The 20363-nt window shown below is 68.3% G+C and carries 34 protein-coding genes; all 34 read right to left on the minus strand.

What is annotated here, in order from left to right; genetic code table 11:
* Window positions 1–45: 45 nt before the first annotated feature.
* The 34 genes from ACQBAT_RS11720 to ACQBAT_RS11885 all read right to left on the minus strand — a co-directional run bounded on the left by ACQBAT_RS11720 (window position 46) and on the right by ACQBAT_RS11885 (window position 20352).
* Window positions 46–1017 carry a zinc-binding dehydrogenase gene (locus tag ACQBAT_RS11720; protein ID WP_420748283.1) on the minus strand — a complete coding sequence of 324 codons (972 nt, stop codon included), beginning with the start codon at window positions 1015–1017 and terminating at the stop codon, window positions 46–48.
* Window positions 1018–1027: 10 nt separating this feature from the next.
* A complete protein-coding gene (gene truA, locus ACQBAT_RS11725) occupies window positions 1028–1888 on the minus strand; it encodes a tRNA pseudouridine(38-40) synthase TruA (protein WP_420748282.1) in 861 nt (286 codons plus the stop codon).
* A gap of 105 nt (window positions 1889–1993) precedes the next feature.
* A complete protein-coding gene (gene rplQ / locus ACQBAT_RS11730) occupies window positions 1994–2938 on the minus strand; it encodes a 50S ribosomal protein L17 (protein WP_420748281.1) in 945 nt (314 codons plus the stop codon).
* Between the two features lie 44 nt (window positions 2939–2982).
* The gene (locus tag ACQBAT_RS11735; protein ID WP_420748280.1) at window positions 2983–4005 is read right to left on the minus strand and encodes a DNA-directed RNA polymerase subunit alpha; all 1023 of its coding nucleotides are present in this window, start codon (window positions 4003–4005) and stop codon (window positions 2983–2985) included.
* A gap of 153 nt (window positions 4006–4158) precedes the next feature.
* A complete protein-coding gene (gene rpsD / locus ACQBAT_RS11740) occupies window positions 4159–4767 on the minus strand; it encodes a 30S ribosomal protein S4 (protein WP_420748279.1) in 609 nt (202 codons plus the stop codon).
* 28 nt (window positions 4768–4795) lie between these two features.
* Window positions 4796–5203: a 30S ribosomal protein S11 gene (gene rpsK, locus ACQBAT_RS11745; protein ID WP_420748278.1), complete on the minus strand. Its 408-nt coding sequence runs from the start codon at window positions 5201–5203 to the stop codon at window positions 4796–4798.
* 126 nt (window positions 5204–5329) lie between these two features.
* Window positions 5330–5707, minus strand: coding sequence for a 30S ribosomal protein S13 (gene rpsM, locus ACQBAT_RS11750; protein ID WP_420748277.1), 378 nt, complete (start codon window positions 5705–5707; stop codon window positions 5330–5332).
* A gap of 230 nt (window positions 5708–5937) precedes the next feature.
* Window positions 5938–6051: a 50S ribosomal protein L36 gene (gene rpmJ / locus ACQBAT_RS11755; protein WP_010148647.1), complete on the minus strand. Its 114-nt coding sequence runs from the start codon at window positions 6049–6051 to the stop codon at window positions 5938–5940.
* Window positions 6052–6124: 73 nt separating this feature from the next.
* A complete protein-coding gene (infA, locus tag ACQBAT_RS11760; RefSeq protein ID WP_022925313.1) occupies window positions 6125–6346 on the minus strand; it encodes a translation initiation factor IF-1 in 222 nt (73 codons plus the stop codon).
* Window positions 6347–6501: 155 nt separating this feature from the next.
* Complete coding sequence (gene map, locus ACQBAT_RS11765) at window positions 6502–7371, minus strand: type I methionyl aminopeptidase (protein WP_420748276.1); 870 nt, start codon at window positions 7369–7371, stop codon at window positions 6502–6504.
* 48 nt (window positions 7372–7419) lie between these two features.
* A complete protein-coding gene (locus ACQBAT_RS11770) occupies window positions 7420–8001 on the minus strand; it encodes an adenylate kinase (protein WP_420748275.1) in 582 nt (193 codons plus the stop codon).
* Complete coding sequence (gene secY / locus ACQBAT_RS11775; RefSeq protein ID WP_420748274.1) at window positions 8001–9326, minus strand: preprotein translocase subunit SecY; 1326 nt, start codon at window positions 9324–9326, stop codon at window positions 8001–8003. The genes ACQBAT_RS11770 and secY overlap by 1 nt, the downstream gene beginning before the upstream one ends.
* Before the next feature lie 203 nt (window positions 9327–9529).
* A complete protein-coding gene (rplO, locus tag ACQBAT_RS11780) occupies window positions 9530–10006 on the minus strand; it encodes a 50S ribosomal protein L15 (protein WP_420748273.1) in 477 nt (158 codons plus the stop codon).
* Window positions 10007–10009: 3 nt separating this feature from the next.
* Entirely contained in the window at window positions 10010–10192 is a 183-nt protein-coding gene (gene rpmD, locus ACQBAT_RS11785; protein ID WP_420748272.1) for a 50S ribosomal protein L30, read from the minus strand.
* Window positions 10192–10842 carry a 30S ribosomal protein S5 gene (gene rpsE / locus ACQBAT_RS11790; RefSeq protein WP_420748271.1) on the minus strand — a complete coding sequence of 217 codons (651 nt, stop codon included), beginning with the start codon at window positions 10840–10842 and terminating at the stop codon, window positions 10192–10194. The genes rpmD and rpsE overlap by 1 nt, the downstream gene beginning before the upstream one ends.
* A gap of 31 nt (window positions 10843–10873) precedes the next feature.
* Window positions 10874–11248, minus strand: coding sequence for a 50S ribosomal protein L18 (gene rplR / locus ACQBAT_RS11795; RefSeq protein WP_420748270.1), 375 nt, complete (start codon window positions 11246–11248; stop codon window positions 10874–10876).
* Between the two features lie 3 nt (window positions 11249–11251).
* Window positions 11252–11791, minus strand: coding sequence for a 50S ribosomal protein L6 (rplF, locus tag ACQBAT_RS11800; RefSeq protein ID WP_420748269.1), 540 nt, complete (start codon window positions 11789–11791; stop codon window positions 11252–11254).
* A 30-nt stretch (window positions 11792–11821) separates the two neighbouring features.
* A complete protein-coding gene (rpsH, locus tag ACQBAT_RS11805) occupies window positions 11822–12220 on the minus strand; it encodes a 30S ribosomal protein S8 (protein ID WP_420748268.1) in 399 nt (132 codons plus the stop codon).
* A gap of 121 nt (window positions 12221–12341) precedes the next feature.
* Window positions 12342–12527: a type Z 30S ribosomal protein S14 gene (locus tag ACQBAT_RS11810; protein WP_022925304.1), complete on the minus strand. Its 186-nt coding sequence runs from the start codon at window positions 12525–12527 to the stop codon at window positions 12342–12344.
* A gap of 4 nt (window positions 12528–12531) precedes the next feature.
* Window positions 12532–13128 carry a 50S ribosomal protein L5 gene (gene rplE / locus ACQBAT_RS11815; protein ID WP_420748267.1) on the minus strand — a complete coding sequence of 199 codons (597 nt, stop codon included), beginning with the start codon at window positions 13126–13128 and terminating at the stop codon, window positions 12532–12534.
* Between the two features lie 2 nt (window positions 13129–13130).
* Window positions 13131–13475: a 50S ribosomal protein L24 gene (gene rplX, locus ACQBAT_RS11820; RefSeq protein WP_420748266.1), complete on the minus strand. Its 345-nt coding sequence runs from the start codon at window positions 13473–13475 to the stop codon at window positions 13131–13133.
* A gap of 3 nt (window positions 13476–13478) precedes the next feature.
* Window positions 13479–13847, minus strand: a complete 369-nt coding sequence (gene rplN / locus ACQBAT_RS11825; protein WP_420748265.1) for a 50S ribosomal protein L14 — start codon at window positions 13845–13847, stop codon at window positions 13479–13481.
* Between the two features lie 112 nt (window positions 13848–13959).
* A complete protein-coding gene (gene rpsQ / locus ACQBAT_RS11830; RefSeq protein WP_420748264.1) occupies window positions 13960–14292 on the minus strand; it encodes a 30S ribosomal protein S17 in 333 nt (110 codons plus the stop codon).
* A gap of 2 nt (window positions 14293–14294) precedes the next feature.
* Window positions 14295–14546: a 50S ribosomal protein L29 gene (gene rpmC / locus ACQBAT_RS11835; protein WP_420748263.1), complete on the minus strand. Its 252-nt coding sequence runs from the start codon at window positions 14544–14546 to the stop codon at window positions 14295–14297.
* Window positions 14546–14965, minus strand: coding sequence for a 50S ribosomal protein L16 (rplP, locus tag ACQBAT_RS11840; protein ID WP_420748262.1), 420 nt, complete (start codon window positions 14963–14965; stop codon window positions 14546–14548). Before rplP ends, rpmC begins: the two co-directional genes overlap by 1 nt.
* Window positions 14965–15804, minus strand: a complete 840-nt coding sequence (rpsC, locus tag ACQBAT_RS11845) for a 30S ribosomal protein S3 (protein WP_420748261.1) — start codon at window positions 15802–15804, stop codon at window positions 14965–14967. Before rpsC ends, rplP begins: the two co-directional genes overlap by 1 nt.
* The gene (gene rplV / locus ACQBAT_RS11850) at window positions 15804–16184 is read right to left on the minus strand and encodes a 50S ribosomal protein L22 (RefSeq protein WP_420748286.1); all 381 of its coding nucleotides are present in this window, start codon (window positions 16182–16184) and stop codon (window positions 15804–15806) included. The genes rpsC and rplV overlap by 1 nt, the downstream gene beginning before the upstream one ends.
* A 35-nt stretch (window positions 16185–16219) precedes the next feature.
* Window positions 16220–16501 (minus strand): 30S ribosomal protein S19, encoded by a 282-nt coding sequence (gene rpsS, locus ACQBAT_RS11855; protein ID WP_420748260.1) that lies wholly within the window; start codon window positions 16499–16501, stop codon window positions 16220–16222.
* 18 nt (window positions 16502–16519) lie between these two features.
* Window positions 16520–17356, minus strand: coding sequence for a 50S ribosomal protein L2 (gene rplB / locus ACQBAT_RS11860; RefSeq protein WP_420748259.1), 837 nt, complete (start codon window positions 17354–17356; stop codon window positions 16520–16522).
* 34 nt (window positions 17357–17390) lie between these two features.
* Window positions 17391–17696 carry a 50S ribosomal protein L23 gene (gene rplW, locus ACQBAT_RS11865; RefSeq protein ID WP_420748258.1) on the minus strand — a complete coding sequence of 102 codons (306 nt, stop codon included), beginning with the start codon at window positions 17694–17696 and terminating at the stop codon, window positions 17391–17393.
* The gene (gene rplD, locus ACQBAT_RS11870) at window positions 17693–18361 is read right to left on the minus strand and encodes a 50S ribosomal protein L4 (RefSeq protein WP_420748257.1); all 669 of its coding nucleotides are present in this window, start codon (window positions 18359–18361) and stop codon (window positions 17693–17695) included. Before rplD ends, rplW begins: the two co-directional genes overlap by 4 nt.
* Window positions 18362–18366: 5 nt before the next feature.
* Complete coding sequence (gene rplC, locus ACQBAT_RS11875; RefSeq protein WP_420748256.1) at window positions 18367–19026, minus strand: 50S ribosomal protein L3; 660 nt, start codon at window positions 19024–19026, stop codon at window positions 18367–18369.
* Window positions 19027–19034: 8 nt separating this feature from the next.
* The gene (gene rpsJ, locus ACQBAT_RS11880; protein ID WP_006946210.1) at window positions 19035–19343 is read right to left on the minus strand and encodes a 30S ribosomal protein S10; all 309 of its coding nucleotides are present in this window, start codon (window positions 19341–19343) and stop codon (window positions 19035–19037) included.
* A gap of 340 nt (window positions 19344–19683) precedes the next feature.
* On the minus strand, window positions 19684–20352 hold the full coding sequence (locus tag ACQBAT_RS11885) for an SMI1/KNR4 family protein (RefSeq protein ID WP_420748255.1): 669 nt from the start codon (window positions 20350–20352) through the stop codon (window positions 19684–19686).
* Window positions 20353–20363: the final 11 nt, after the last annotated feature.

Consider the following 20363-nt stretch of genomic DNA (forward strand, 5'->3'; position numbering starts at 1 on the left):
CGCGGGCCTGCCACGGGCGGACCCTCCTTCGGGTATCTGTGCAGGTCAGGGCACGATTGCCAGCTTGCCGACGGCCGCTCCGTCCGCCAGCCTCTCGAGCGCTTCCCGGGTGTCTGCGAGGGCGAAGGTGCTGTCGATCTGGGGTCGGATGCCCGCTGTCGTGACGAACGAGCACAGCGCGCGCAGCTCGTCGTGAGTGCCCATCGTTGAGCCCACCACGCGGAGTTGCTTGAAGAAGATCTTGGTGAGCTCAGCCTTGGGGGGCGCGTCCCCCGATGTTGCTCCGCAGATGACGATGGTCCCACCGGGGCGCAGGGCGTTGACCGAGTGCGACCAGGTCGCGGCTCCCACGCTCTCCAGCACGGCGTCCACGCGACGCGGCAGGCGCTCGCCCGTGCCGAAAGCCTGGTGCGCGCCAAGGTCGACCGCACGCGCACTCCGCTCCTCGTCCCGACTGGTCACCCAGACCGTCAGCCCGGCGGCGCGCGCCAGCTGGATGAGCGCCGTGGAGACCGCACCTCCCGCGCCCTGGACGAGGACGGTGTCGCCGGGTCGCGTGGCCGACTGCCGGAAGAGCATCCGGTAGGCCGTGAGCCACGACGTGGACAAGGCTGCAGCCTCGGTCGCCGCCAGATGCTCGGGTCGAGGGACCCAGTGGCCCTCGGGGATGGCGACCTGCTCGGCCAGGGTTCCTTGGTGCACCTCGGAGAGCAGGCTGCGGCGGGGATCCAGGGTGATGTCGCCGGTCCATCCCGGAGTGCCGGCGATGACCGGCAGCACGACCACCTCACCGTGGTCTGGATGCTCCACCACCGCGTCGCACCCGAGGATCATCGGCAGCCGTTCTGGTGGAAGGCCCACCCCCTTGAGCGACCACAGGTCGTGATGGTTCAGGCCGGTCGCCACGACGGGCAGGACCACCCAGCCCGCCCGCTCCTCCGGCTGGGGCCGCTGCCCCACCACCAGGCCGGCGAGCGGGTCCTGCGGGTCGATCGAGGCGGCATACGCAGCGAGCATGTCCCCCAGCCTAGTCAGCCGAGGCTGGGCGCATCGGCTCCACCGGCGGCCGGACCGCGCGGCTCTCCTGGTCCCGAGCCAGCAGCTCCTCCTCCCCCTCCGGATACACGATCTCTTCCAGGCACAACCCGTGGGCAGGCATCACCTGCACACCCGGGTCCCGGATGCCGGCCTCGAGCACCTGGCTCGGCCACGTCTCCTCGCGTCGCCCCTCCCCCACGGGCACGATGGCCCCCACGAGAGCACGCACCATGCTGTGACAGAAGGCGTCCGCCACCACCTCACCCACCACGATGCCGTCAGGTGACCGGGTCCAGGAGTAGGACAGCAGGGTGCGGACGGTGGTCGCACCCTCGCGCCGACGGCAGAACGCCGCGAAGTCCCGCAGTCCGGTGAGTGAGTGCGCCGCGGCGGTCATCGCCGCCACGTCCAGCGCGCGACGCACGACCACGGTGTCCCGGCGACGCAGCGGGTCCAGACGTCGTGCCTCGTCGCACAGCCGGTAGGAGTAGCGACGACGCAGCGCCGAGAACCGGGCGTCGAAGACGTCCGGCACCCGGGTCACCGCACGCACCACGAGATCCGCGGGCAGCACCCCGCCCAGACGCACGACGAGCGCCTCGGCCGGGTCACGGTCCGAGCGCCCGGGGAGCGAGCGCCAGACGTCCTCGGGCAGGTCCAGATGGCAGACCGACCCTCGGGCGTGCACCCCCGCATCCGTGCGACCACCCACGGTCAGCTGGGGCTCCGGCGTGCGCAGCACGATGCCCAGCCCTCGCGCCAGCTCCCCCTCCACGGTGCGCAACTCCGGCTGCCGGGCCCAGCCGGAGAAGTCGGTGCCGTCGTAGGCGAGGTCGATCCTGATGCGCACCCGCCCATCCTGCCCCACCGCACGCGAAAGGCCGCCCACCCCGGTGCGGGGTGGGCGGCCTTCTCGACCTCAGTGGCCGACCTCAGTGGACCAGGTGCTCGCGGGTCACTTGTCCTCGGACAGGCCCAGTTCGGTGCCGGCGTCCAGGCCCTGGGCGGCGGCGCCACCGGCGGGCTCGAAGCCAGCAGCCGCGGCAGCCTCGGCGGTGCGGAACCAGACCTCGGCCTCGGTGGCGTCATACCACTGCGAGTCGGGGGTGTGGAACTTCATCGAGTCCGCATTGCCCTTGATGTCGAAGCCCTCCGGCGCGGAGCCGTCGGCGGTCGCCGGGTGGCTGTCCGGGCCGAAGTCCCGGGCCTGCGCGTCCCCGTCAGCGGCAGCCGCGGCAGCGTCGTCACTACCGGCCGAGACCATGGCGGCCTCGGTGGTGTCCTCGGCCTGCTCGGTGTCGTTGTCGACCTCGGTGAGCTCACCGTCGGCAGCCACGACCGCGCCCTGATCGGCGGCGGCCTCAGCAGCCTCGACCTCGGCCTGCGTCTCGTCGACGGCCGCGTCGGAAGCGGTGGCCTCCTGCGCCTCGAGCTCGGCGTCGGTCAGCGCGGCGTCAGCAGCGGCGGCGTCAGCAGCAGCCTTGTCCTTGGCCGCACGCTTGGTCGCACCCTCGGCCTGGGTCACGACGGCCTTCTTGGCAACCGGCTCGCGAACGAGCTCGATGACCGCCATCGGGGCGTTGTCACCCTTGCGGGGGGCGATCTTGGTGATGCGGGTGTAGCCACCCTCGCGCTCGGCCATGTCGGGCGCGATCTCGGTGAAGAGGCGGTGGACGACGCCCTTGTCCCGGACGATCGCCAGGACCTTGCGGCGGTTGTGCAGGTCGCCGCGCTTGGCGAAAGTCACCAGACGCTCGGCGAGCGGGCGCAGGCGCTTGGCCTTGGCCTCGGTCGTGGTGATGCGGTCGTGCTCGAACAGCGCGGTGGCCAGGTTCGACAGGATCAGGCGCTCGTGCGCCGGACCGCCGCCGAGGCGCGGACCCTTCTTGGGGGCGGGCATGGTTTCTCCTTAGGGATGATGCCGGAGACGGATGGCTGGTGGGATCAGTACTGCTCGTCCTCGACGAAGGCGGCGTCGCCCTCGTCGTCATAGGACTCGTCGTAGGAAGCGGCAGAGGCGTCGAACCCGGGCGGGCTGTCCTTGAGGGCCAGACCCATCTCGGCGAGCTTGTCCTTGACCTCGTCGATGGACTTGGCGCCGAAGTTGCGGATGTCGAGCAGGTCGGCCTCGCTGCGACCCACGAGCTCACCCACGGAGTGGATGCCCTCGCGCTTGAGGCAGTTGTAGGACCGGACAGTCAGGTCGAGGTCCTCGATCGGCAGCGCCAGGTCCGAGGCCAGCGCCCCGTCGCCCGCAGCGGTGCCGATCTCGATGCCCTCGGCCTCGACGTTCAGCTCACGCGCCAGGCCGAAGAGCTCGACCAGGGTGCGACCCGCGGAGGCGATGGCGTCGCGCGGCGAGGTGGACGGCTTGGTCTCGACGTCGACCACGAGGCGGTCGAAGTCGGTGCGCTGCTCGACACGGGTGGCCTCGACCTTGTAGGTCACGTTCAGCACCGGCGAGTAGATGGAGTCGACCGGGATGCGGCCGATCTCCTGGTCACCGGACTTGTTCTGCTGCGCCGAGACGTAGCCACGGCCGCGCTCGACCGTCATCTCCATCTCGATCTTGCCCGAGTCGTTCAGGGTGGCCAGGTGCAGGTCCGGGTTGTGGATCTCCACACCGGCCGGCGGGGCGATGTCGGCAGCCGTGACGGCGCCAGCGCCCTGCTTGCGCAGGTACATCACGACGGGCTCGTCGTGCTCGCTGGAGACGACCAGGCCCTTGAGGTTCAGGATGATCTCGGTGACGTCCTCCTTGATCCCGGGGATCGTGGAGAACTCGTGCAGCACACCGTCGATCCGGATGCTGGTGAGGGAGGCGCCGGGGATGCTGGACAGCAGGGTCCGACGCAGGGAGTTGCCGAGGGTGTAACCGAAGCCCGGCTCGAGCGGCTCGATGACGAACCGCGAGCGGTGGTCGGAGACGACCTCCTCGGACAGGATGGGGCGCTGTGCGATGAGCACTGTTCTTTCCTTCCCACGGGCGACCGCTATATGACGCCCATGAATGGCACCGGACCGACTCTGTCCTCGGACCGGCGTTCCCCCGACAGCCAGGAGCTCGCGTGAGACGCGAGGTCCTGGCTGCCGGGGACACGAGGGGTGCAGCCCCCAGTGTCAGTTCTTGGAGTAGAGCTCCACGATGAGCTGCTCGGTGAGGATCGTGTCGATCTGCTCACGGGTAGGCAGCTGGTGGATCAGGATCTGCAGCGAGCCCTCGACGACCTTCATCCAGGCCGGGACCGGGCGCTCGCCGTAGGTCTGGCGGGCCAGCTCGAACGGGAAGGTCTCCACGGACTGCGGGCGGACCTCGATGATGTCGTACTGCTCCACGCGGTAGGACGGCACGTCGACGCGGACGCCGTTGACCAGGAAGTGACCGTGGGTCACGAGCTGGCGGGCGGCGCGGCGGGTGCGGGCCAGACCGGCACGGTAGATGACGTTGTCGAGGCGCGACTCCAGAATGATCAGCAGGTTCGCACCGGTCTTGCCGGGACGGCGGGCCGCCTCGGCGTAGTAACGGCGGAACTGCTTCTCCATGACGCCATACGTGAAGCGAGCCTTCTGCTTCTCCTGCAGCTGGGTCAGGTACTCCTTCTCCTGGCTGCGGCGACGACCGTGCTGCCCCGGGGGGAAGGGACGCAGGTCGAAGTTCTTGTCACCGCCGACGAGGTCGACCTTGAGCCGGCGGGACTTCTTGGTGATGGGTCCGGTGTAACGGGCCATGATGTGTTACCTAGTTCCTTCCGGTGCTTTAGTTACGACGCTTCTTGGGCGGGCGGACGCCGTTGTGCGCCTGGGGCGTCACATCGGAGATCGCGCCGACCTCGAGGCCGGCGGCGGTCAGCGAGCGGATCGCGGTCTCGCGACCCGAGCCCGGGCCCTTGACGAAGACGTCGACCTTCTTCATGCCGTGGTCCATGGCACGACGGGCAGCGGCCTCGGCGGCCATCTGCGCGGCATACGGGGTCGACTTGCGCGAACCCTTGAACCCGACCTGGCCCGAGGAGGACCAGGCAATGACGGCACCGGTCGGGTCGGTGATGCTGATGATGGTGTTGCTGAACGTGCTCTTGATGTGAGCCTGCCCGAAGGCAACGTTCTTCTTCTCCTTGCGACGCACCTTGCGGGCGCCGCTGGCCTGACGGCTCTTGGGGGGCATGTGTTTCTCCTGACGAGGAAGCAAGTGTTGGTTCCCGTCCCGGCGCGACCGCTCTGACTGCAGCTGGTCCGGGGTCTGGGGCCGAAGCCCTCAGCGGGGAAGTCGGGGGCAAGCGCCCCCGAGCGATTACTTGCCGGCCTTCTTCTTGCCGGCGACGGTGCGCTTGGGGCCCTTGCGGGTACGCGCGTTGGTCTTGGTGCGCTGACCGTGCACCGGGAGGCCGCGGCGGTGCCGCAGACCCTGGTAGCTGCCGATCTCGACCTTGCGGCGGATGTCGGCGGCCACCTCACGGCGCAGGTCACCCTCGAGGCGGTACGCGCCCTCGAGGTGGTCACGCATCGCGACCAGCTGCTCCTCCGTCAGGTCCTTGACGCGGATGGACGGGTCGACACCCGTGGCCACCAGCGTCTCCTGGGCGCGGGTACGGCCCACGCCAAAGATGTAGGTGAGAGCGACCTCGACGCGCTTGTCGCGCGGCAGGTCGACACCGATGAGTCGTGCCATGTGGCAGTGCTCCTGTGGATTCGAGCGAGAGTGTGGGTGCAACACCGGTCCGCATCCTCTGGTGGTGGGCGCTGTCGGCCCGCGGTCCCCGGCTCTCGCTGCCGGGGGTGACGTCCCGCGTCGGCGGGGGTCGGGTGCTGCTGTTTCGTCGTGTGCTCTTCAGTTGTCGGTGTTCAGTTGTGGGTAAAGAGTCGTCGCCTCGTGATGCTGCGACGTGCGTGGAGCTCTGCTCAGCCCTGGCGCTGCTTGTGGCGCAGGTTCTCGCAGATCACCATGACCCGGCCGTGACGGCGGATCACCTTGCACTTGTCGCAGATCTTCTTCACGCTGGGCTGAACCTTCATGGCCTGCCTGCTTTCGGGTGATCTGGATGGGTGGTGCGGTGCAGCGCCCTCCCGTCAGGAGGGCAGGGTGCAATCAGCGGTAACGGAAGACGATCCGTCCGCGGGTCAGGTCGTACGGGCTGAGTTCCACCACGACCCGGTCCTCGGGGAGGATCCGGATGTAGTGCTGCCGCATCTTCCCGGAGATGTGAGCCAGCACAACGTGACCGTTGGTCAGCTCGACCCGGAAGTTTGCGTTCGGGAGGGCCTCGACAACCGTGCCCTCGATCTCAATGACGCCGTCCTTCTTCGCCATGTCCTCCACTTTTCGCGTGACTGCTTGCTGCGTCGGCCCACGCAGGGCCGACGCACCATCCTACGGGATTGGCAAGGAGGAAAGCCAATCCGCGCAGTTGAACGACACCCTCGGGTGGCACAGGGGGGCGAGGCTGGGCCGACAGCCCCGGAGGGTTAATCGGCGAGCGGGGCGAAGGCAGCACCGCGGGCGCGCAACTGCGCCTCTCCCCCGTCGTGGGCGGTCAGCACCCACAGGCCGCGGTCGGTCACCGCGACGGTGTGCTCCCAGTGGGCCGCATGGCTGTGGTCCTCGGTCACCACGGTCCACTCGTCATCGAGGGTGCGGGTCTCGATGCCGCCGAGGGTGACCATCGGCTCCACCGCGAAGGTGGCGCCGGACGGCACAGTCGGTCCGGCGCTGGTGACCGCGTAGTTGGGCACCTGCGGGTCCATGTGCATCTCCCGGCCGATGCCGTGCCCGACATAGTCCTCGAGGATGCCGTACTCCCCCACCACACCCTTGGCGCGCCGACGCTCCAGGGCTTCGCCGATGCTTCCCTCCACCGCATCGCCGACGGCATACAGGCGGCCACCGACGCGCAACGCGGCGATGCCATCCCACAGCGAGGCCTCGGTGTCATCGCTGAGGGCCAGATCCGCCGCGCTTCCCCGCTCGCGCCCGCCGACCACGAAGGTCAGCGCCGCGTCGCCGTGCCAGCCGGCCACGATCGCGCCGCAGTCGATGGAGACGAGGTCGCCCTTCTCCAGCACCCGCTCTCCCGGGACACCGTGCACGACCTCGTCGTTGACCGAGATGCACAGGCTGCCGGTGAAGCCGTGGTAGCCCAGGAAGCTGGGCTCGGCCCCGGCCGCGCGGATGGCCTCCTCGGCCAGCGCGTCGAGCTCACCGGTGGTGCGCCCGGCGAGGGCGTGCTCGCGGGCCAGGGTGAGGGTGTCGGCCACGACCAGGCCCGCCCTGCGCATGGCGCGCAGCTGGTCCTCGGTCTTGGCCTCGATGCGGGGGCGGCGACGGAACAGAGACATCCAGGTATGCCGTACCTCTCGACTCTCGTGGGCTGGCGGGAGTGCGACTCAGGCGTCGGCCGGGCGGACCGCGCCCAGGACCTTCTCGATCCGGGCGGTCACCTCGTCCACGGTCCCCATGCCGTCGACCCGGTGCAGCAGACCACGTTCGCGGTAGACGGCAGCCAGCGGCGCCGTCTCCTCGGTGTAGATCCGCATCCGCTCGCGGATGACCTCCTCGGTGTCGTCGGCGCGGCCCTGGTCGACGGCGCGGGCGAGCAGCCGGCCGACGACCTCGTCGGTGTCGACCGTCAGCTCAACCACCGCGTCCAGCGCATGCCCGGCGTCACCGAGCATCTCGTCCAGCGCCTCCACCTGACCCGTGGTCCGGGGGTAGCCGTCCAGCAGGAAGCCGTCGGCGGCATCCTGCTCGGCCAGGCGGTCACGCACGATGGCGTTGGTGATCTCGTCCGGCACGTAGCCACCGGAGGAGGTGATCTCCTTGACCTGCAGGCCCAGCGGGGTCTCGTTCTTGATGTTGGCGCGGAAGATGTCGCCGGTGGAGATGGCGGGCACCCCGTGGGCGGCGGACACCAGAGCGGCTTGGGTGCCCTTACCGGCACCGGGGGGGCCGAGCATGATCAGACGCATCAGCGGAGGAACCCTTCGTAGTCGTGCTGCTGGAGCTGGGACTCGATCTGCTTGATGGTCTGCAGACCGACGCCCACGATGATCAGGATCGAGGCTCCGCCGAGGGGGAAGTCCACGATCCGCATGGCGTTGAAGGCGATGAGCGGGATGAGCGCCAAGGTCGCGAGGTAGAGCGCGCCGGGGGTGGTGATCCGGTTGATGACGTACTCGAGGTACTCCGCCGTGGGGCGACCGGCGCGGATACCGGGGATGAAGCCGCCGTAGCGCTTCATGTTGTCAGCCACGTCGGTCGGGTTGAAGGTCACCGAGACGTAGAAGAAGGTGAAGAAGATCAGCATGGCCACGTAGAGCGCCATGTAGACCCAGTGCGTGCCCTGACCGGTGAAGCCCATCGTCAGGTAGCGGTCCACGAAGGTGACCCAGTCCGGCGCCGAGGCGGCCGGGTCGGTGGGCCGATTGAAGTTGGCCGCCATCTGGGGAAGCATCAGGATCGAGCTGGCGAAGATGATCGGGATCACGTTGGCCATGTTCAACTTCAGCGGGATGTAGGTCGAGGTGCCGCCGTACTGACGACGACCCACCATCCGCTTGGCGTACTGCACGGGGATGCGCCGCTGGCACTGCTCGACGTAGACGACCGCGGTGACGATGCCCAGCCCCAGCAGCATCACCAGCACGAAGGTGGTGACCGACTGGCTGTAGATGGCACCCAGCGCACCGGGGAAGCTGGCGGCGATCGAGACGAAGATGAGCAACGACATACCGTTGCCGACGCCCTTCTCGGTGATCAGCTCACCGAGCCACATGATCAGGCCGGTGCCGGCCGTCATGGTCAGGACCATCAGCACCAGGGTGCCGATCCCGTCGTCGGGCATCACCGTCGGGCAGGCGCCGCCGAACAGACGGGCCGGCTCCCGGGCGATCGTGACCAGCGTCGAGGCCTGCAGGACCGCCAGCCCGATCGTCAGGTAGCGGGTGTACTGCGTCATCTTGGTCTGCCCGGCCTGGCCCTCTTTCTTGAGGGCCTCGAAGCGCGGGATGACCACGGTCAGCAGTTGCACGATGATGGCCGCAGTGATGTAGGGCATGATGCCCAGCGCGAAGACCGACAGCTGCATCATCGCGCCACCGGAGAACAGGTTGGCCATGCCGAGGACGCTGCCGGCGTTCGAGGCGAACTGCTGGCACTGCTGCACCAGGCCGTAGTCGATCCCGGGGCTGGGGATGTGCGTCCCGAGGCGGTAGATCGCCATGATCGCGAGCGTGAAGAGGATCTTCTTGCGAAGATCCGGTGTCTTGAACGCGCGCACGAAGGCGGAGAGCATTCAGGTCCTCCTGTGGGTCCCCGTGAACGCACGGCCGCGAGGGCGCGGGTGCTGCGGGATGACGTTGAACGAGAGCGACGATAACACCGGGACCTGTCCCGGCCGAACTACGTGGGTGGACGCGGCGGCGCCGCACCCGGGCGCGCGAAGGCCCCGGCTCGCGAGTGCGAACCGGGGCCTACGGCATACCAATCGGACCTGGATCAGGCCTCGGTGGCAGTGACAGTGCCCCCGGCAGCCTCGATCTTCTCCTTGGCGGAGGCCGAGAACTTGGTGGCGGTGACCTCGACCTTGACGGTCAGGTCGCCGGTGCCGAGCACCTTGACCGGCTGGCCCTTGCGGACCGCGCCCTTGGCCACCAGGTCCTCGACGGTGACCTCGCCACCCTGCGGGAACAGGGCGGAGATCTGGTCGAGGTTCACGACCTGGTAGGTGGTCTTGAACCGGTTCTTGAAGCCACGCAGCTTGGGCAGCCGCATGTGCATCGGGGTCTGGCCACCCTCGAAGGTCTCGGGCACCTGGTAGCGGGCCTTGGTGCCCTTGGTGCCGCGACCCGCGGTCTTGCCCTTGGAGCCCTCACCACGACCCACGCGGGTCTTGGCGGTCTTGGCGCCGGGGGCCGGACGCAGGTGGTGAACCTTCAGGGCGGACGAGCCCGAGCGGTCAGCAGTGTTGCTCATGGGTCAGTCAACCTCCTCGACGGTCACCAGGTGGGCGACCGAGCGGACCATGCCCCGGAACTCCGGGCGGTCCTCCTTGATCACGGTGTCACCGATCCGCTTCAGGCCCAGCGAGCGCACGGTCTCCCGGTGCATCTGCTTGGTCCCGACGGTCGACTTCACCTGAGTCACCTTCAGCTGTGCCATCACGCACCTGCCTTCGCCTCGGCACGCGCCTCGGCGCGAGCCCGCAGCATGGCGGCCGGGGCCACCTCCTCGACGGACTTGCCGCGACGAGCGGCGACCGCCTCGGGCTGCTCCAGGCCCTTGAGCGCAGCCACGGTGGCGTGCACGATGTTGATGGAGTTCTGCGAGCCGAGCGACTTGCTCAGCACGTCGTGGATACCCGCGCACTCCAGCACGGCGCGCACCGGGCCACCGGCGATGACACCGGTACCGGGGCTGGCCGGCTTGAGCAGGACGACGCCAGCGGCGTCCTCACCCTGCACGGGGTGGGGGATGGTGCCGCCGATGCGCGGGACGCGGAAGAAGTTCTTCTTCGCCTCCTCGACGCCCTTGGAGATCGCGGCGGGCACCTCCTTGGCCTTGCCGTAGCCGACGCCCACGGTGCCGTCGCCGTCACCCACCACGACGAGCGCGGTGAAACTGAAGCGGCGGCCACCCTTGACGACCTTGGCCACGCGGTTGATCGTGACGACGCGCTCCAGGTACTGGTTGCGCTCGTCGTCCCGGCCCCCGCGGCGGTTGTCGCGGTCGCGGTTGTCGCGGCCCCGACGGTTGTCGCGGGAGTCGCCGGCGCTGTCGCCCGCGCCGCGGCGCTGGAAGTCACCAGCCATCAGTGGATCCTCTTTCCGTTCTTGGTGGTCATCACAGGCTCAGGCCGCCCTCGCGGGCACCCTCGGCGATCGCGGCAACGCGACCGGCGTAGCGGTTGCCACCACGGTCGAAGACGACGGCCTCGACACCGGCGGCCTTGGCGCGCTCCGCGAGGAGCTCACCAACGCGGCGGGCCTTGGCGGTCTTGTCGCCCTCGAGCGAACGCAGGTCGGCCTCCATGGTGGACGCCGAGGCCAGGGTCTTGCTCTGGGTGTCGTCGACCAGCTGGACGAAGACGTGCCGGGAGGACCGGTTGACCACGAGGCGGGGACGCTCCGCGGTGCCGGTGACCTTCTTGCGCAGACGCACGTGGCGGCGGTTACGGGCTGCGGCCTTGCTCTTGGCGCGCTTGATGATCTGTGCCATGGCTTACTTACCAGCCTTTCCGACCTTGCGGCGGATGTGCTCACCCTCGTAGCGCACACCCTTGCCCTTGTACGGGTCGGGCTTGCGCAGCTTGCGGATGTTGGCAGCGACCTCGCCGACCAGCTGCTTGTCGATGCCCGTGACCGAGAACCGGGTGGGGTTCTCGACCTGGAAGGTGATGCCCTCCGGGGCCTTGATCAGGATGGGGTGGCTGTAGCCGAGCGCGAACTCCAGGTCGCTGCCCTTGGCCACCACGCGGTAACCGGTGCCGTGGATCTCCAGCTTCTTGGTGTAACCGTTGGTCACACCTTCGACCATGTTGGCCAGGAGGCTGCGGGTCAGGCCGTGGCGCGAGCGCGAGTCGCGCTCGTCGTCGGGCCGGCTGACCTCGATGCTGCCGTCCTCGCCCTTGGCGACGGAGATGGGGTCCACGACGTCGAGCGCGAGCTGGCCCTTGGGGCCCTTGACGGTCACATTGCGACCGTCGATGTTCACGTCGACACCGGAGGGAACGGTGACGGGAAGTCGTCCGATACGAGACATTGTTGTGTGCTCCTTACCTGCTGACTCGGGTCACCAGACGTAGGCGAGGACTTCCCCACCCACGCCCTTCTCGGCGGCCTGACGGTCGGTGAGCAGGCCTGCGGACGTGGAGATGATGGCCACGCCCAGGCCGCCCAGCACGCGCGGCAGGTTGCTGGACTTCGCGTAGACGCGCAGCCCCGGCTTGGAGACGCGGCGCACGCCGGCGATGGAACGCTCACGGTTGGGGCCGTACTTGAGGTCGACGACGAGCGTCTGACCCACCTCGGCCTCCTCAGCGGACCAGGAGGCGATGTAGCCCTCGGCCTTGAGGATGTCGGCGATGTTCGCCTTGAGCTTGGAGAACGGCATGCGGACCTGGTCCTTGTGCGCCGAGTTGGCGTTCCGGATGCGGGTCAGCATGTCCGCGATCGGGTCGGTCATGGTCATGGGGCTTCGTGCCCTTTCTCACCGCGGTTTCACGCTGGTCGACGGCCTGTATGCCGTGACCCTCGCGACCTTCGATGTTCCAGGTTGATGTGGCTTGGTCGGGTCGGTGGTGTGCTGGGTCTTACCAGCTGGACTTGGTCACACCGGGCAGCTCGCCGCGGTGGGCCATCTCACGCAGGCAGATCCGGCACAGGCCGAACTTGCGGTAGACGGAGTGCGGCCGCCCGCAGCGCTGGCAGCGGGTGTAGGCGCGCACCGCGAACTTCGGCTTGCGGTTAGCCTTGTTGATCAGAGCGGTCTTGGCCATCGGCTCAGTTCTCCTTGAACGGGAAGCCCAGGTGCTTCAGCAGCGCCCGACCCTCGTCGTCGTTGGTGGCGGTGGTGACGACCGTGATGTCCATACCGCGGACGCGGTCGATCTTGTCCTGGTCGATCTCGTGGAACATCGACTGCTCGTTGAGGCCGAAGGTGTAGTTGCCGCGGCCGTCGAACTGCTTGGGCGAGAGCCCGCGGAAGTCCCTGATGCGCGGCAGCGCGAGGGACAGCAGCCGGTCGAGGAACTCCCACATGCGGTCGCCACGCAGGGTGACGTGCGCGCCGATGGGCATGCCCTCACGCAGCTTGAACTGCGCGATCGACTTGCGGGCCTTGGTGACCTGCGGCTTCTGGCCGGTGATGGTGGCCAGGTCGCGGATCGCGCCCTCGATCAGCTTGCTGTCGCGGGCAGCCTCGCCGACACCCATGTTGACGATGATCTTGGTCAGGCCCGGCACCTGCATCGGGTTCTCGAACCCGAACTGCTCGGTGAGGGTGGCCTTGATCTCGTCCTGGTAGCGCGTCTTCAGACGCGGCGTCGGACGCTCCGACCCAGCGGTCTGGGTCTCGTTCTCGGTCATGGTCTCGGTCATGCTCACAGGTCCTTACCCGAGCGCACCGCCACGCGGCTGCGCACCGACTTGCTGCGACCATCGCGCTCGACGGTCTCGACGCGGGTCTTGATCCGGGTCGGCGTCTTGGTCTCGGGGTCGACCACCATCACGTTGGACACGTGGATGGGGGCCTCCTGGACCTGGATGCCACCGGTGTTGACGCCGCGCTGGCCGCCGGCCCGCGTGTGCTTGGTGATGCGGTTGACGCCCTCCACCAGGACCCGGTCGGTCTCGGTGTAGACGGCGATGACGCGGCCCTGGAGGCCCTTGTCCTTACCCGCGATGACCTGCACGAGGTCGTTCTTCTTGATCTTCATCTTCGCCATGGCTCAGATCACCTCCGGGGCGAGCGACACGATCTTCATGAACTTCTTGTCACGCAGCTCGCGTCCCACCGGACCGAAGATGCGGGTACCGCGCGGGTCCCCGTCGGTCTTGAGGATGACGGCGGCGTTCTCGTCGAAACGGATGTAGGAACCGTCGGGGCGACGGCGCTCCTTACGGGTCCGCACGATGACGGCCTTGACGACATCGCCCTTCTTGACGTTGCCGCCGGGGATGGCGTCCTTGACGGTGGCCACGATGGTGTCGCCGATGCCGGCGTACCGCCGGCCCGACCCACCGAGCACCCGGATGCACAGGAGCTCCTTGGCACCGGTGTTGTCAGCGACGCGAAGTCGCGACTCCTGCTGGATCACTGTTCGTTCTCCTACTGCCGGCCGGTTCTCACGGTATGCCGTGAGCCTCGCCGAACGTCGTGGATTGCTGGGGGGTACTCGGGGGGCGATGGTCCGCCCCCCGAGCGAGTTCTTACTTGGCCTTCTCGAGGATCTCCACCAGGCGCCAGCGCTTGGTGGCGCTCAGCGGGCGGGTCTCCATGATGAGGACGCGGTCGCCGATGCCGGCGATGTTGTTCTCGTCGTGCGCCTTGACCTTGCTGCTCTTGCGCATGACCTTGCCGTACAGCGCGTGCTTGACCCGGTCCTCGACGACGACGGTGACGGTCTTGTCCATCTTGTCGCTGACCACATAACCCTGACGGGTCTTGCGGTAGTTGCGGTCCCCGCCGTGGCCCAGCGCGTGGGCGTCGGGCTCGTGGGACTCGACGGTCTTGACGGTCTCGTTCGTGGTGTTCTCAGTCATGCTCAGCCGACCTTCTCGCTCGTCTCGGCGGCCTCACGGCCGATGCCCAGCTCACGCTCACGCATCTCGGTGTAGATCCGCGCGATGTCCTTGCGGACCGCGCGCAGGCGTCCGTGGTTCTCGAGCTGACCGGTCGCCGACTGGAACCGCAGGTTGAACAGTTCCTTCTTGGCCTCGGCCAGGGCGTCGGACAGCGGGCCGTCCTCCAGCCCGCGCAGCTGCTCGGGGGTCAGGTTCTTGGAACCGACTGCCATCAGATGTCACCACCTTCACGCGAAACGAAGCGGGTCTTCATGGGGAGCTTGTGCATCGCCAGGCGCATGGCCTCACGAGCGACCTCCTCGGACACACCGGACAGCTCGAAGAGCACACGGCCCGGCTTGACGTTGGCCACCCACCACTCGGGCGAACCCTTACCGGAACCCATGCGGGTCTCGGCCGGCTTCTTGGTGAGCGGGCGGTCCGGGTAGATGTTGATCCACACCTTGCCGCCACGCTTGATGTAGCGGGTCATGGCGATACGCGCGGACTCGATCTGCCGGTTGGTGACGTAGGCCGGCGCCAGGGCCTGGATGCCGTAGTCACCGAAGGCGAGCGAGGTGCCGCCCTTGGCCATGCCGGAGCGCTTCGGGTGGTGCTGCTTGCGGTGCTTGACTCGACGGGGAATCAACATCAGGACTGCTCTCCCTCGGTGGTAGCAGGGGTCTCGACCGGCGCCTCGGCGGCGGTCTCCGGAGCGGTGCCCTCAGCCTTGGCGTCGTCCCGGCGCGGGCCGCGCGAACCACGGCGGTCGCCACGGGGGCCACGGTCGGGCCGACCGCCGCGACGGTCGCCACGGGGGGCCTGGGCGGCCTCCTCGCGGGCGAGCTCCTTGGCGGTCAGGTCACCCTTGTAGATCCAGACCTTCACGCCGATCCGGCCGAAGGTGGTCTTGGCCTCGTAGAAGCCGTAGTCGATGTTCGCGCGGAGGGTGTGCAGCGGCACGCGGCCCTCACGGTAGAACTCCGAGCGGGACATCTCGGCGCCGCCGAGACGACCGGAGCACTGGATCCGGATGCCCTTGGCGCCAGCGCGCAGCGCGGACTGCATGCCCTTGCGCATCGCGCGACGGAAAGTCACGCGGGCGGCGAGCTGCTCGGCGATGCCCTGGGCGACCAGCTGGGCGTCCACCTCGGGGTTCTTGACCTCGAGGATGTTCAGCTGGACCTGCTTACCGGTGAGCTTCTCCAGCTCACCGCGGATACGGTCGGCCTCGGCGCCACGGCGACCGATGACGATGCCCGGACGCGCGGTGTGGATGTCCACCCGGACGCGGTCGCGGGTCCGCTCGATCTCCACGCGGGAGATGCCGGCGCGGTCCATGCCCTCGGAGAGGAGCTCGCGGATCGCGACATCCTCCTTGACGTAGTCGCGGTAGCGCTGACCCGGCTTGGTCGAGTCGGCGAACCAGCGGCTGCGGTGGTCGGTCGTGATGCCCAGGCGGTAGCCGGTCGGGTTGATCTTCTGCCCCATCAGCGGGCACCTCCCTTGGCGTTGGTCGGACGGGTGCGCTCGGCCACGGTGATCGTGATGTGGCTGGTGCGCTTGTTGATGCGGCTGGCGCGCCCCTGAGCGCGCGGCCGGAACCGCTTCATGGTCGGGCCCTCGTCCACGAACGCGGAGGCGACGATGAGCTCGGACTCATCGAACGGCATACCCTGCTGGTCCGCGGCGAACCGGGCGTTGGCGACGGCGCTGTTGAGCACCTTCAGCACCGGCTCACTGGCGGCCTGGGGCGCGAAGCGCATCAGGGCGACGGCCTCGGGGACCGCCTTGCCCCGGATGATGTCCACGACACGGCGGGCCTTCATCGGCGTCACGCGGACGAACCGCGCCACAGCCTTGGCTTCCATGGTGCTTCCTACTTCGTTGCTGGTGGTGGTCATGATCAGCGACGCCGACCCTTCTTGTCGTCCTTCTCGTGACCCTTGAAGGTCCGGGTCGGTGCGAACTCACCGAGCTTGTGGCCGACCATCGACTCGGTCACGAAGACCGGGACGTGCTTGCGACCGTCGTGCACGGCCAGGGTGTGGCCGAGCATCTCGGGGGTGATCATCGACCGGCGGGACCAGGTCTTGATGACGTTCTTGGTGCCGGCCTCGTTCTGGACATCCACCTTCTTGGCGAGGTGGTCATCGACGAACGGGCCCTTCTTCAGGCTGCGAGGCATGTGTCGTTAACTCCTACTTCAGCGCTTCTTGCCGGTCCGGCGACGGCGCACGATGAGCTTGTCGCTGGGCTTGTTGGGCTTGCGGGTACGACCCTCGGGCTGACCCCAGGGGCTGACCGGGTGGCGACCGCCGGAGGTCCGGCCCTCACCACCACCGTGCGGGTGGTCCACGGGGTTCATCACGACACCGCGGACGGTCGGGCGCTTGCCCTTCCACCGCATACGGCCGGCCTTGCCCCAGTTGATGTTGCTCTGCTCGGCGTTGCCGACCTCGCCGATCGTGGCGCGGCAGCGCGCGTCGACGTTGCGGATCTCACCGGAGGGCATGCGCAGCTGCGCCATCTTGCCCTCCTTGGCGACCAGCTGGACGCGGGTGCCGGCGGAGCGGGCGATCTTGGCGCCACCACCGGGGCGGAGCTCGATCGCGTGGATGACGGTACCGACCGGGATGTTGCGCAGCGGCAGGTTGTTGCCCGGCTTGATGTCGGCCGAAGGACCGTTCTCGATGATGTCGCCCTGCTTGAGCTTGTTCGGCGCGATGATGTAGCGCTTCTCGCCGTCGGTGTAGTGCAGCAGCGCGATGCGAGCCGTGCGGTTGGGGTCGTACTCGATGTGCGCGACCTTGGCGTTCACGCCGTCCTTGTCGGCCCGGCGGAAGTCGATGACGCGGTAGGCACGCTTGTGACCACCGCCGATGTGGCGGGTGGTGATGCGGCCGGTCGCGTTACGACCACCGGTCTTGCTCAGCGGGCGGACCAGGGACTTCTCCGGGGTGGTTCGGGTCACCTCGACGAAGTCGGCCACGCTGGAGCCGCGGCGGCCCGGCGTCGTCGGCTTGTACTTACGGATAGCCATGTTCTCTGCAGTCCTTAACGTGTTCTTCCGGCGCTCAGAGCGTGCCGAAGATGTCGATGGTGCCCTCGCGGAGGGTGACGATCGCGCGCTTGGTGTCCTTGCGCTTGCCCATCCCAAACCGCGTGCGGCGGGTCTTGCCCTGGCGGTTGAGGGTGTGGACCGAGCTGACCTTGACGCCGAAGATGCTCTCCACGGCCTTCTTGATCTCGGACTTGTTGGCGCGGGGGTCCACGATGAAGGTGTACTTGCCCTGGTCGAGCAGGGAGTACGACTTCTCGGAGACGACCGGCGCCAGCAGGATGTCGCGCGGGTCCTTGTTCAGGGAGGTGGGGGTGCTCACTTGCTCTCCTCCGTCTCGGTCGGGTCGGACGCACGGCTCGCGCCGGCGATGTAGCCCTCGAGCGCTGCCTGGGTGAAGACCACGTCGTCCGCGCACAGCACGTCGTAGGTGTTGAGCTGGTCGACGAACAGCACGTGCACCTCGGCGAGGTTGCGCAGGCTCTTGAGGCCGAGCTCGTCGTCGCGGTGCAGGACCACGAGCAGGTTCGGACGCTCGGTCAGCGCGGTCAGCGCGTTCCAGGCGGTCTTGGTCGACGGGGTCTCACCCTCGACGACGGCGGACAGCACGTGGATGCGGCCGTGACGCGCCCGGTCGGACAGGGCACCGCGCAGGGCGGCAGCCTTCATCTTCTTGGGCGTGCGCTGGCTGTAGTTGCGCGGCTGCGGGCCGTGCACGACACCACCGCCGGCGAACTGCGGCGCACGGGTCGAGCCCTGGCGGGCGCGGCCGGTGCCCTTCTGGCGGTAGGGCTTACGGCCACCACCGCGGACCTCGCCGCGGGACTTGGTGGCGTGCGTGCCCTGGCGAGCGGCGGCCAGCTGGGCCACCACGACCTGGTGGATCAGCGGCACATTGGTCTGCACGTCGAACAGCTCGGCGGGCAGCTCCACGGAGCCGGCGTCGGCGCCGGTCGGCGAGTGGACGGAAATCGTCGCGGTACTCATGACTCTCAGGCCCCCTTCGCAGCCGAGCGGACGAGGACGATGCCACCGCGGGGGCCGGGAACGGCACCCTTGATGAGCAGCAGGCCCTTGTCGGCGTCCACGGCGTGGATCGTGAGGTTGGCAGTGGTCTGGCGCACGCCACCCATGCGGCCGGCCATCTTCAGGCCCTTGAACACGCGACCGGGGGTCGACGCGCCGCCGATGGAACCGGGCTTGCGGTGGTTGCGGTGCGCACCGTGGGAGGCGCCCACGCCGGAGAAGTTGTGACGCTTCATCACACCGGCGAAGCCCTTGCCCTTGGTGGTGGCCGTGACGTCGATCGTCTGGCCCGCCTCAAAGGTCTCCGCGGTCAGCTCCTGGCCGAGCTCGTACTCGGCGGCGTCCGCCGTGCGAAGCTCGACGAGGTGACGGCGGGGCGTGACGCCAGCCTTCTCGAAGTGACCGCGCATCGGCTGGGTGACCTTGCGCGGGTCAACGGTGCCGTAGGCGATCTGGACGGCGTCGTACCCGTCGGTCTCGGCATTGCGGACCTGGGTGACAACGCACGGACCGGCCTGGATGACGGTCACGGGCACCAGGCGGTTCTCGGCATCCCAGACCTGGGTCATGCCGAGCTTCTCGCCGAGGATCCCCTTGACGGTGCGGGTGGTGGTCGTAGCAGTCATCGTCACACTCACAGCTTGATCTCGATGTTGACGTCCGCCGGCAGGTCGAGACGCATCAACGAGTCGACCGCCTTGGGGGTCGGGTCGACGATGTCGATGAGGCGCTTATGCGTGCGCATCTCGAAGTGCTCGCGGCTGTCCTTGTACTTGTGCGGCGACCGGATGACGCAGAAGACATTCTTCTCCGTCGGCAGCGGCACCGGGCCGACCACGGTCGCACCGGCACGGGTCACCGTGTCAACGATCTTGCGCGCCGAGCTGTCGATGACCTCATGGTCGTACGACTTCAGCCGGATGCGGATCTTCTGTCCCGCCATCGCTTGTCTGACTCTCTCTCGTCGTCCAACTGGAACAATCTGGGCCGACCGGTGTGGGCCGATCACCGACCCCCGCGGTCGGGCGTGTCGCACGTCCGCCGGGGCGCACCCATGCTGGAATACCTGCATCGGGCTGGTGTCCGGACCCGGCATCGGCCGGGGCTTGCGCTGCCGTCGCCCGCGCCTGACCTGCGAGAACTGAGCCATGCTCAGCATCTGCGAGATGTCATCGGCGCGTGCCGGACGGCCGGCAGCGTGCACATAGGGTGCGCGCTACGCGTCAAGCAACCTGTCTAGTGTGCCACGATCTGGCGCAGCACCCAAATCGGGGCTGACGTGCCTACGGCGATGTGGTGGCCAGGGCCTCCAGCTCGGCCACCGACACCGGTCGGGCGTAGGGATCCGGCTCGTCATCGGGCAGGTCTGCACTCCCCCACGCCAACAGCGCCTGCACGTGCTCGTCGTCGAACTCGCTCTCGCCCTCCCGCAGCGCCTCCGGGACCTGCAAGGCGTCCAGGACCGCGAGCACTTGGGCGTTCATGCCGTGCACCATCGGCAGGTAGTACGCGGTCCAGGCTGCCAGGAAGCCGGCCAGCGAGGTGCCGACAACAGCCATCGCCGGGTCGCCGAGGCTGACCTCCCCCTGCACCACGATGGCGCGGGCTGCCCCCTTCCCGCTCCAGACCCCGAAGACGGAGTCGCCACCATCGCTGCCGATCAGCACTACCTGCTCGGGCAGGCCCCAGTCCCATGCACGGTAGGTCGCCGTGGCATCCGAGAGGCCCAACTCCTCCTCGCTGCCGCGCGCGGTGAACAGGGTCAGGTCACCGCTGTCCAGCGTGACCCCGTCCGTGCTGAGGTAGAGCTCCTTGAGCTCTTCGGGCAGGTCCACGCCGAGCTCGCGCTCGGCAGCGGAGAGGGAGTCGGGGCTCGCCCCGTCGGAGAGTTGGACGTGATCGGGTGCCAGTCTCCAGGCGGCCAGGAGCGCCGGGATGGTGGGGCGACTCATGACGGTGACGA

It is taken from the genome of Ornithinimicrobium pulveris (genome assembly GCF_050261105.1).
Lineage (GTDB): Bacteria > Actinomycetota > Actinomycetes > Actinomycetales > Dermatophilaceae > Ornithinicoccus.

Coding starts and splice junctions, on each gene's coding strand:
- rpsS (WP_420748260.1), bottom strand. CDS start 16,501: ATGCCTCGCAGCCTGAAGAAGGGCCCGTTCGTCGATGACCACCTCGCC.
- rpsJ (WP_006946210.1), bottom strand. CDS start 19,343: ATGGCGGGACAGAAGATCCGCATCCGGCTGAAGTCGTACGACCATGAG.
- secY (WP_420748274.1), bottom strand. CDS start 9,326: ATGCTCTCCGCCTTCGTGCGCGCGTTCAAGACACCGGATCTTCGCAAG.
- ACQBAT_RS11810 (WP_022925304.1), bottom strand. CDS start 12,527: ATGGCCAAGACCGCTCTGATCAACAAGGCTAACCGCAAGCCGAAGTTC.
- ACQBAT_RS11770 (WP_420748275.1), bottom strand. CDS start 8,001: ATGCGTCTGATCATGCTCGGCCCCCCCGGTGCCGGTAAGGGCACCCAA.
- rplF (WP_420748269.1), bottom strand. CDS start 11,791: ATGTCTCGTATCGGACGACTTCCCGTCACCGTTCCCTCCGGTGTCGAC.
- ACQBAT_RS11720 (WP_420748283.1), bottom strand. CDS start 1,017: ATGCTCGCTGCGTATGCCGCCTCGATCGACCCGCAGGACCCGCTCGCC.
- rplX (WP_420748266.1), bottom strand. CDS start 13,475: ATGGCGAAGATGAAGATCAAGAAGAACGACCTCGTGCAGGTCATCGCG.
- rplV (WP_420748286.1), bottom strand. CDS start 16,184: ATGGAAGCCAAGGCTGTGGCGCGGTTCGTCCGCGTGACGCCGATGAAG.
- rpmJ (WP_010148647.1), bottom strand. CDS start 6,051: ATGAAGGTTCAGCCCAGCGTGAAGAAGATCTGCGACAAGTGCAAGGTG.
- rplO (WP_420748273.1), bottom strand. CDS start 10,006: ATGAGCAACACTGCTGACCGCTCGGGCTCGTCCGCCCTGAAGGTTCAC.
- map (WP_420748276.1), bottom strand. CDS start 7,371: ATGTCTCTGTTCCGTCGCCGCCCCCGCATCGAGGCCAAGACCGAGGAC.
- ACQBAT_RS11885 (WP_420748255.1), bottom strand. CDS start 20,352: ATGAGTCGCCCCACCATCCCGGCGCTCCTGGCCGCCTGGAGACTGGCA.
- rpmC (WP_420748263.1), bottom strand. CDS start 14,546: ATGGCAGTCGGTTCCAAGAACCTGACCCCCGAGCAGCTGCGCGGGCTG.
- rplD (WP_420748257.1), bottom strand. CDS start 18,361: ATGAGTACCGCGACGATTTCCGTCCACTCGCCGACCGGCGCCGACGCC.
- infA (WP_022925313.1), bottom strand. CDS start 6,346: ATGGCGAAGAAGGACGGCGTCATTGAGATCGAGGGCACGGTTGTCGAG.
- rpmD (WP_420748272.1), bottom strand. CDS start 10,192: ATGGCACAGCTGAAGGTGACTCAGGTGAAGTCGACCGTCGGGACCAAG.
- rpsC (WP_420748261.1), bottom strand. CDS start 15,804: ATGGGGCAGAAGATCAACCCGACCGGCTACCGCCTGGGCATCACGACC.
- rplB (WP_420748259.1), bottom strand. CDS start 17,356: ATGGCTATCCGTAAGTACAAGCCGACGACGCCGGGCCGCCGCGGCTCC.
- rplR (WP_420748270.1), bottom strand. CDS start 11,248: ATGGCACAGATCATCAAGCGCGCCAAGAGCAAGGCCGCAGCCCGTAAC.
- rpsH (WP_420748268.1), bottom strand. CDS start 12,220: ATGACCATGACCGACCCGATCGCGGACATGCTGACCCGCATCCGGAAC.
- rplE (WP_420748267.1), bottom strand. CDS start 13,128: ATGACCGAGACCATGACCGAGAACGAGACCCAGACCGCTGGGTCGGAG.
- rpsK (WP_420748278.1), bottom strand. CDS start 5,203: ATGCCCCCCAAGAGCCGTCAGGCCAGCGGCGCCCGCAAGGTGCGTCGC.
- rpsD (WP_420748279.1), bottom strand. CDS start 4,767: ATGGCCCGTTACACCGGACCCATCACCAAGAAGTCCCGCCGGCTCAAG.
- rplP (WP_420748262.1), bottom strand. CDS start 14,965: ATGTTGATTCCCCGTCGAGTCAAGCACCGCAAGCAGCACCACCCGAAG.
- rplQ (WP_420748281.1), bottom strand. CDS start 2,938: ATGCCCGCCCCCAAGAAGGGTCCGCGCCTCGGCGGCGGTCCGGCGCAC.
- rpsQ (WP_420748264.1), bottom strand. CDS start 14,292: ATGACTGAGAACACCACGAACGAGACCGTCAAGACCGTCGAGTCCCAC.
- rpsE (WP_420748271.1), bottom strand. CDS start 10,842: ATGGCTGGTGACTTCCAGCGCCGCGGCGCGGGCGACAGCGCCGGCGAC.
- rplC (WP_420748256.1), bottom strand. CDS start 19,026: ATGACTGCTACGACCACCACCCGCACCGTCAAGGGGATCCTCGGCGAG.
- rpsM (WP_420748277.1), bottom strand. CDS start 5,707: ATGGCACGACTCATCGGTGTCGACCTGCCGCGCGACAAGCGCGTCGAG.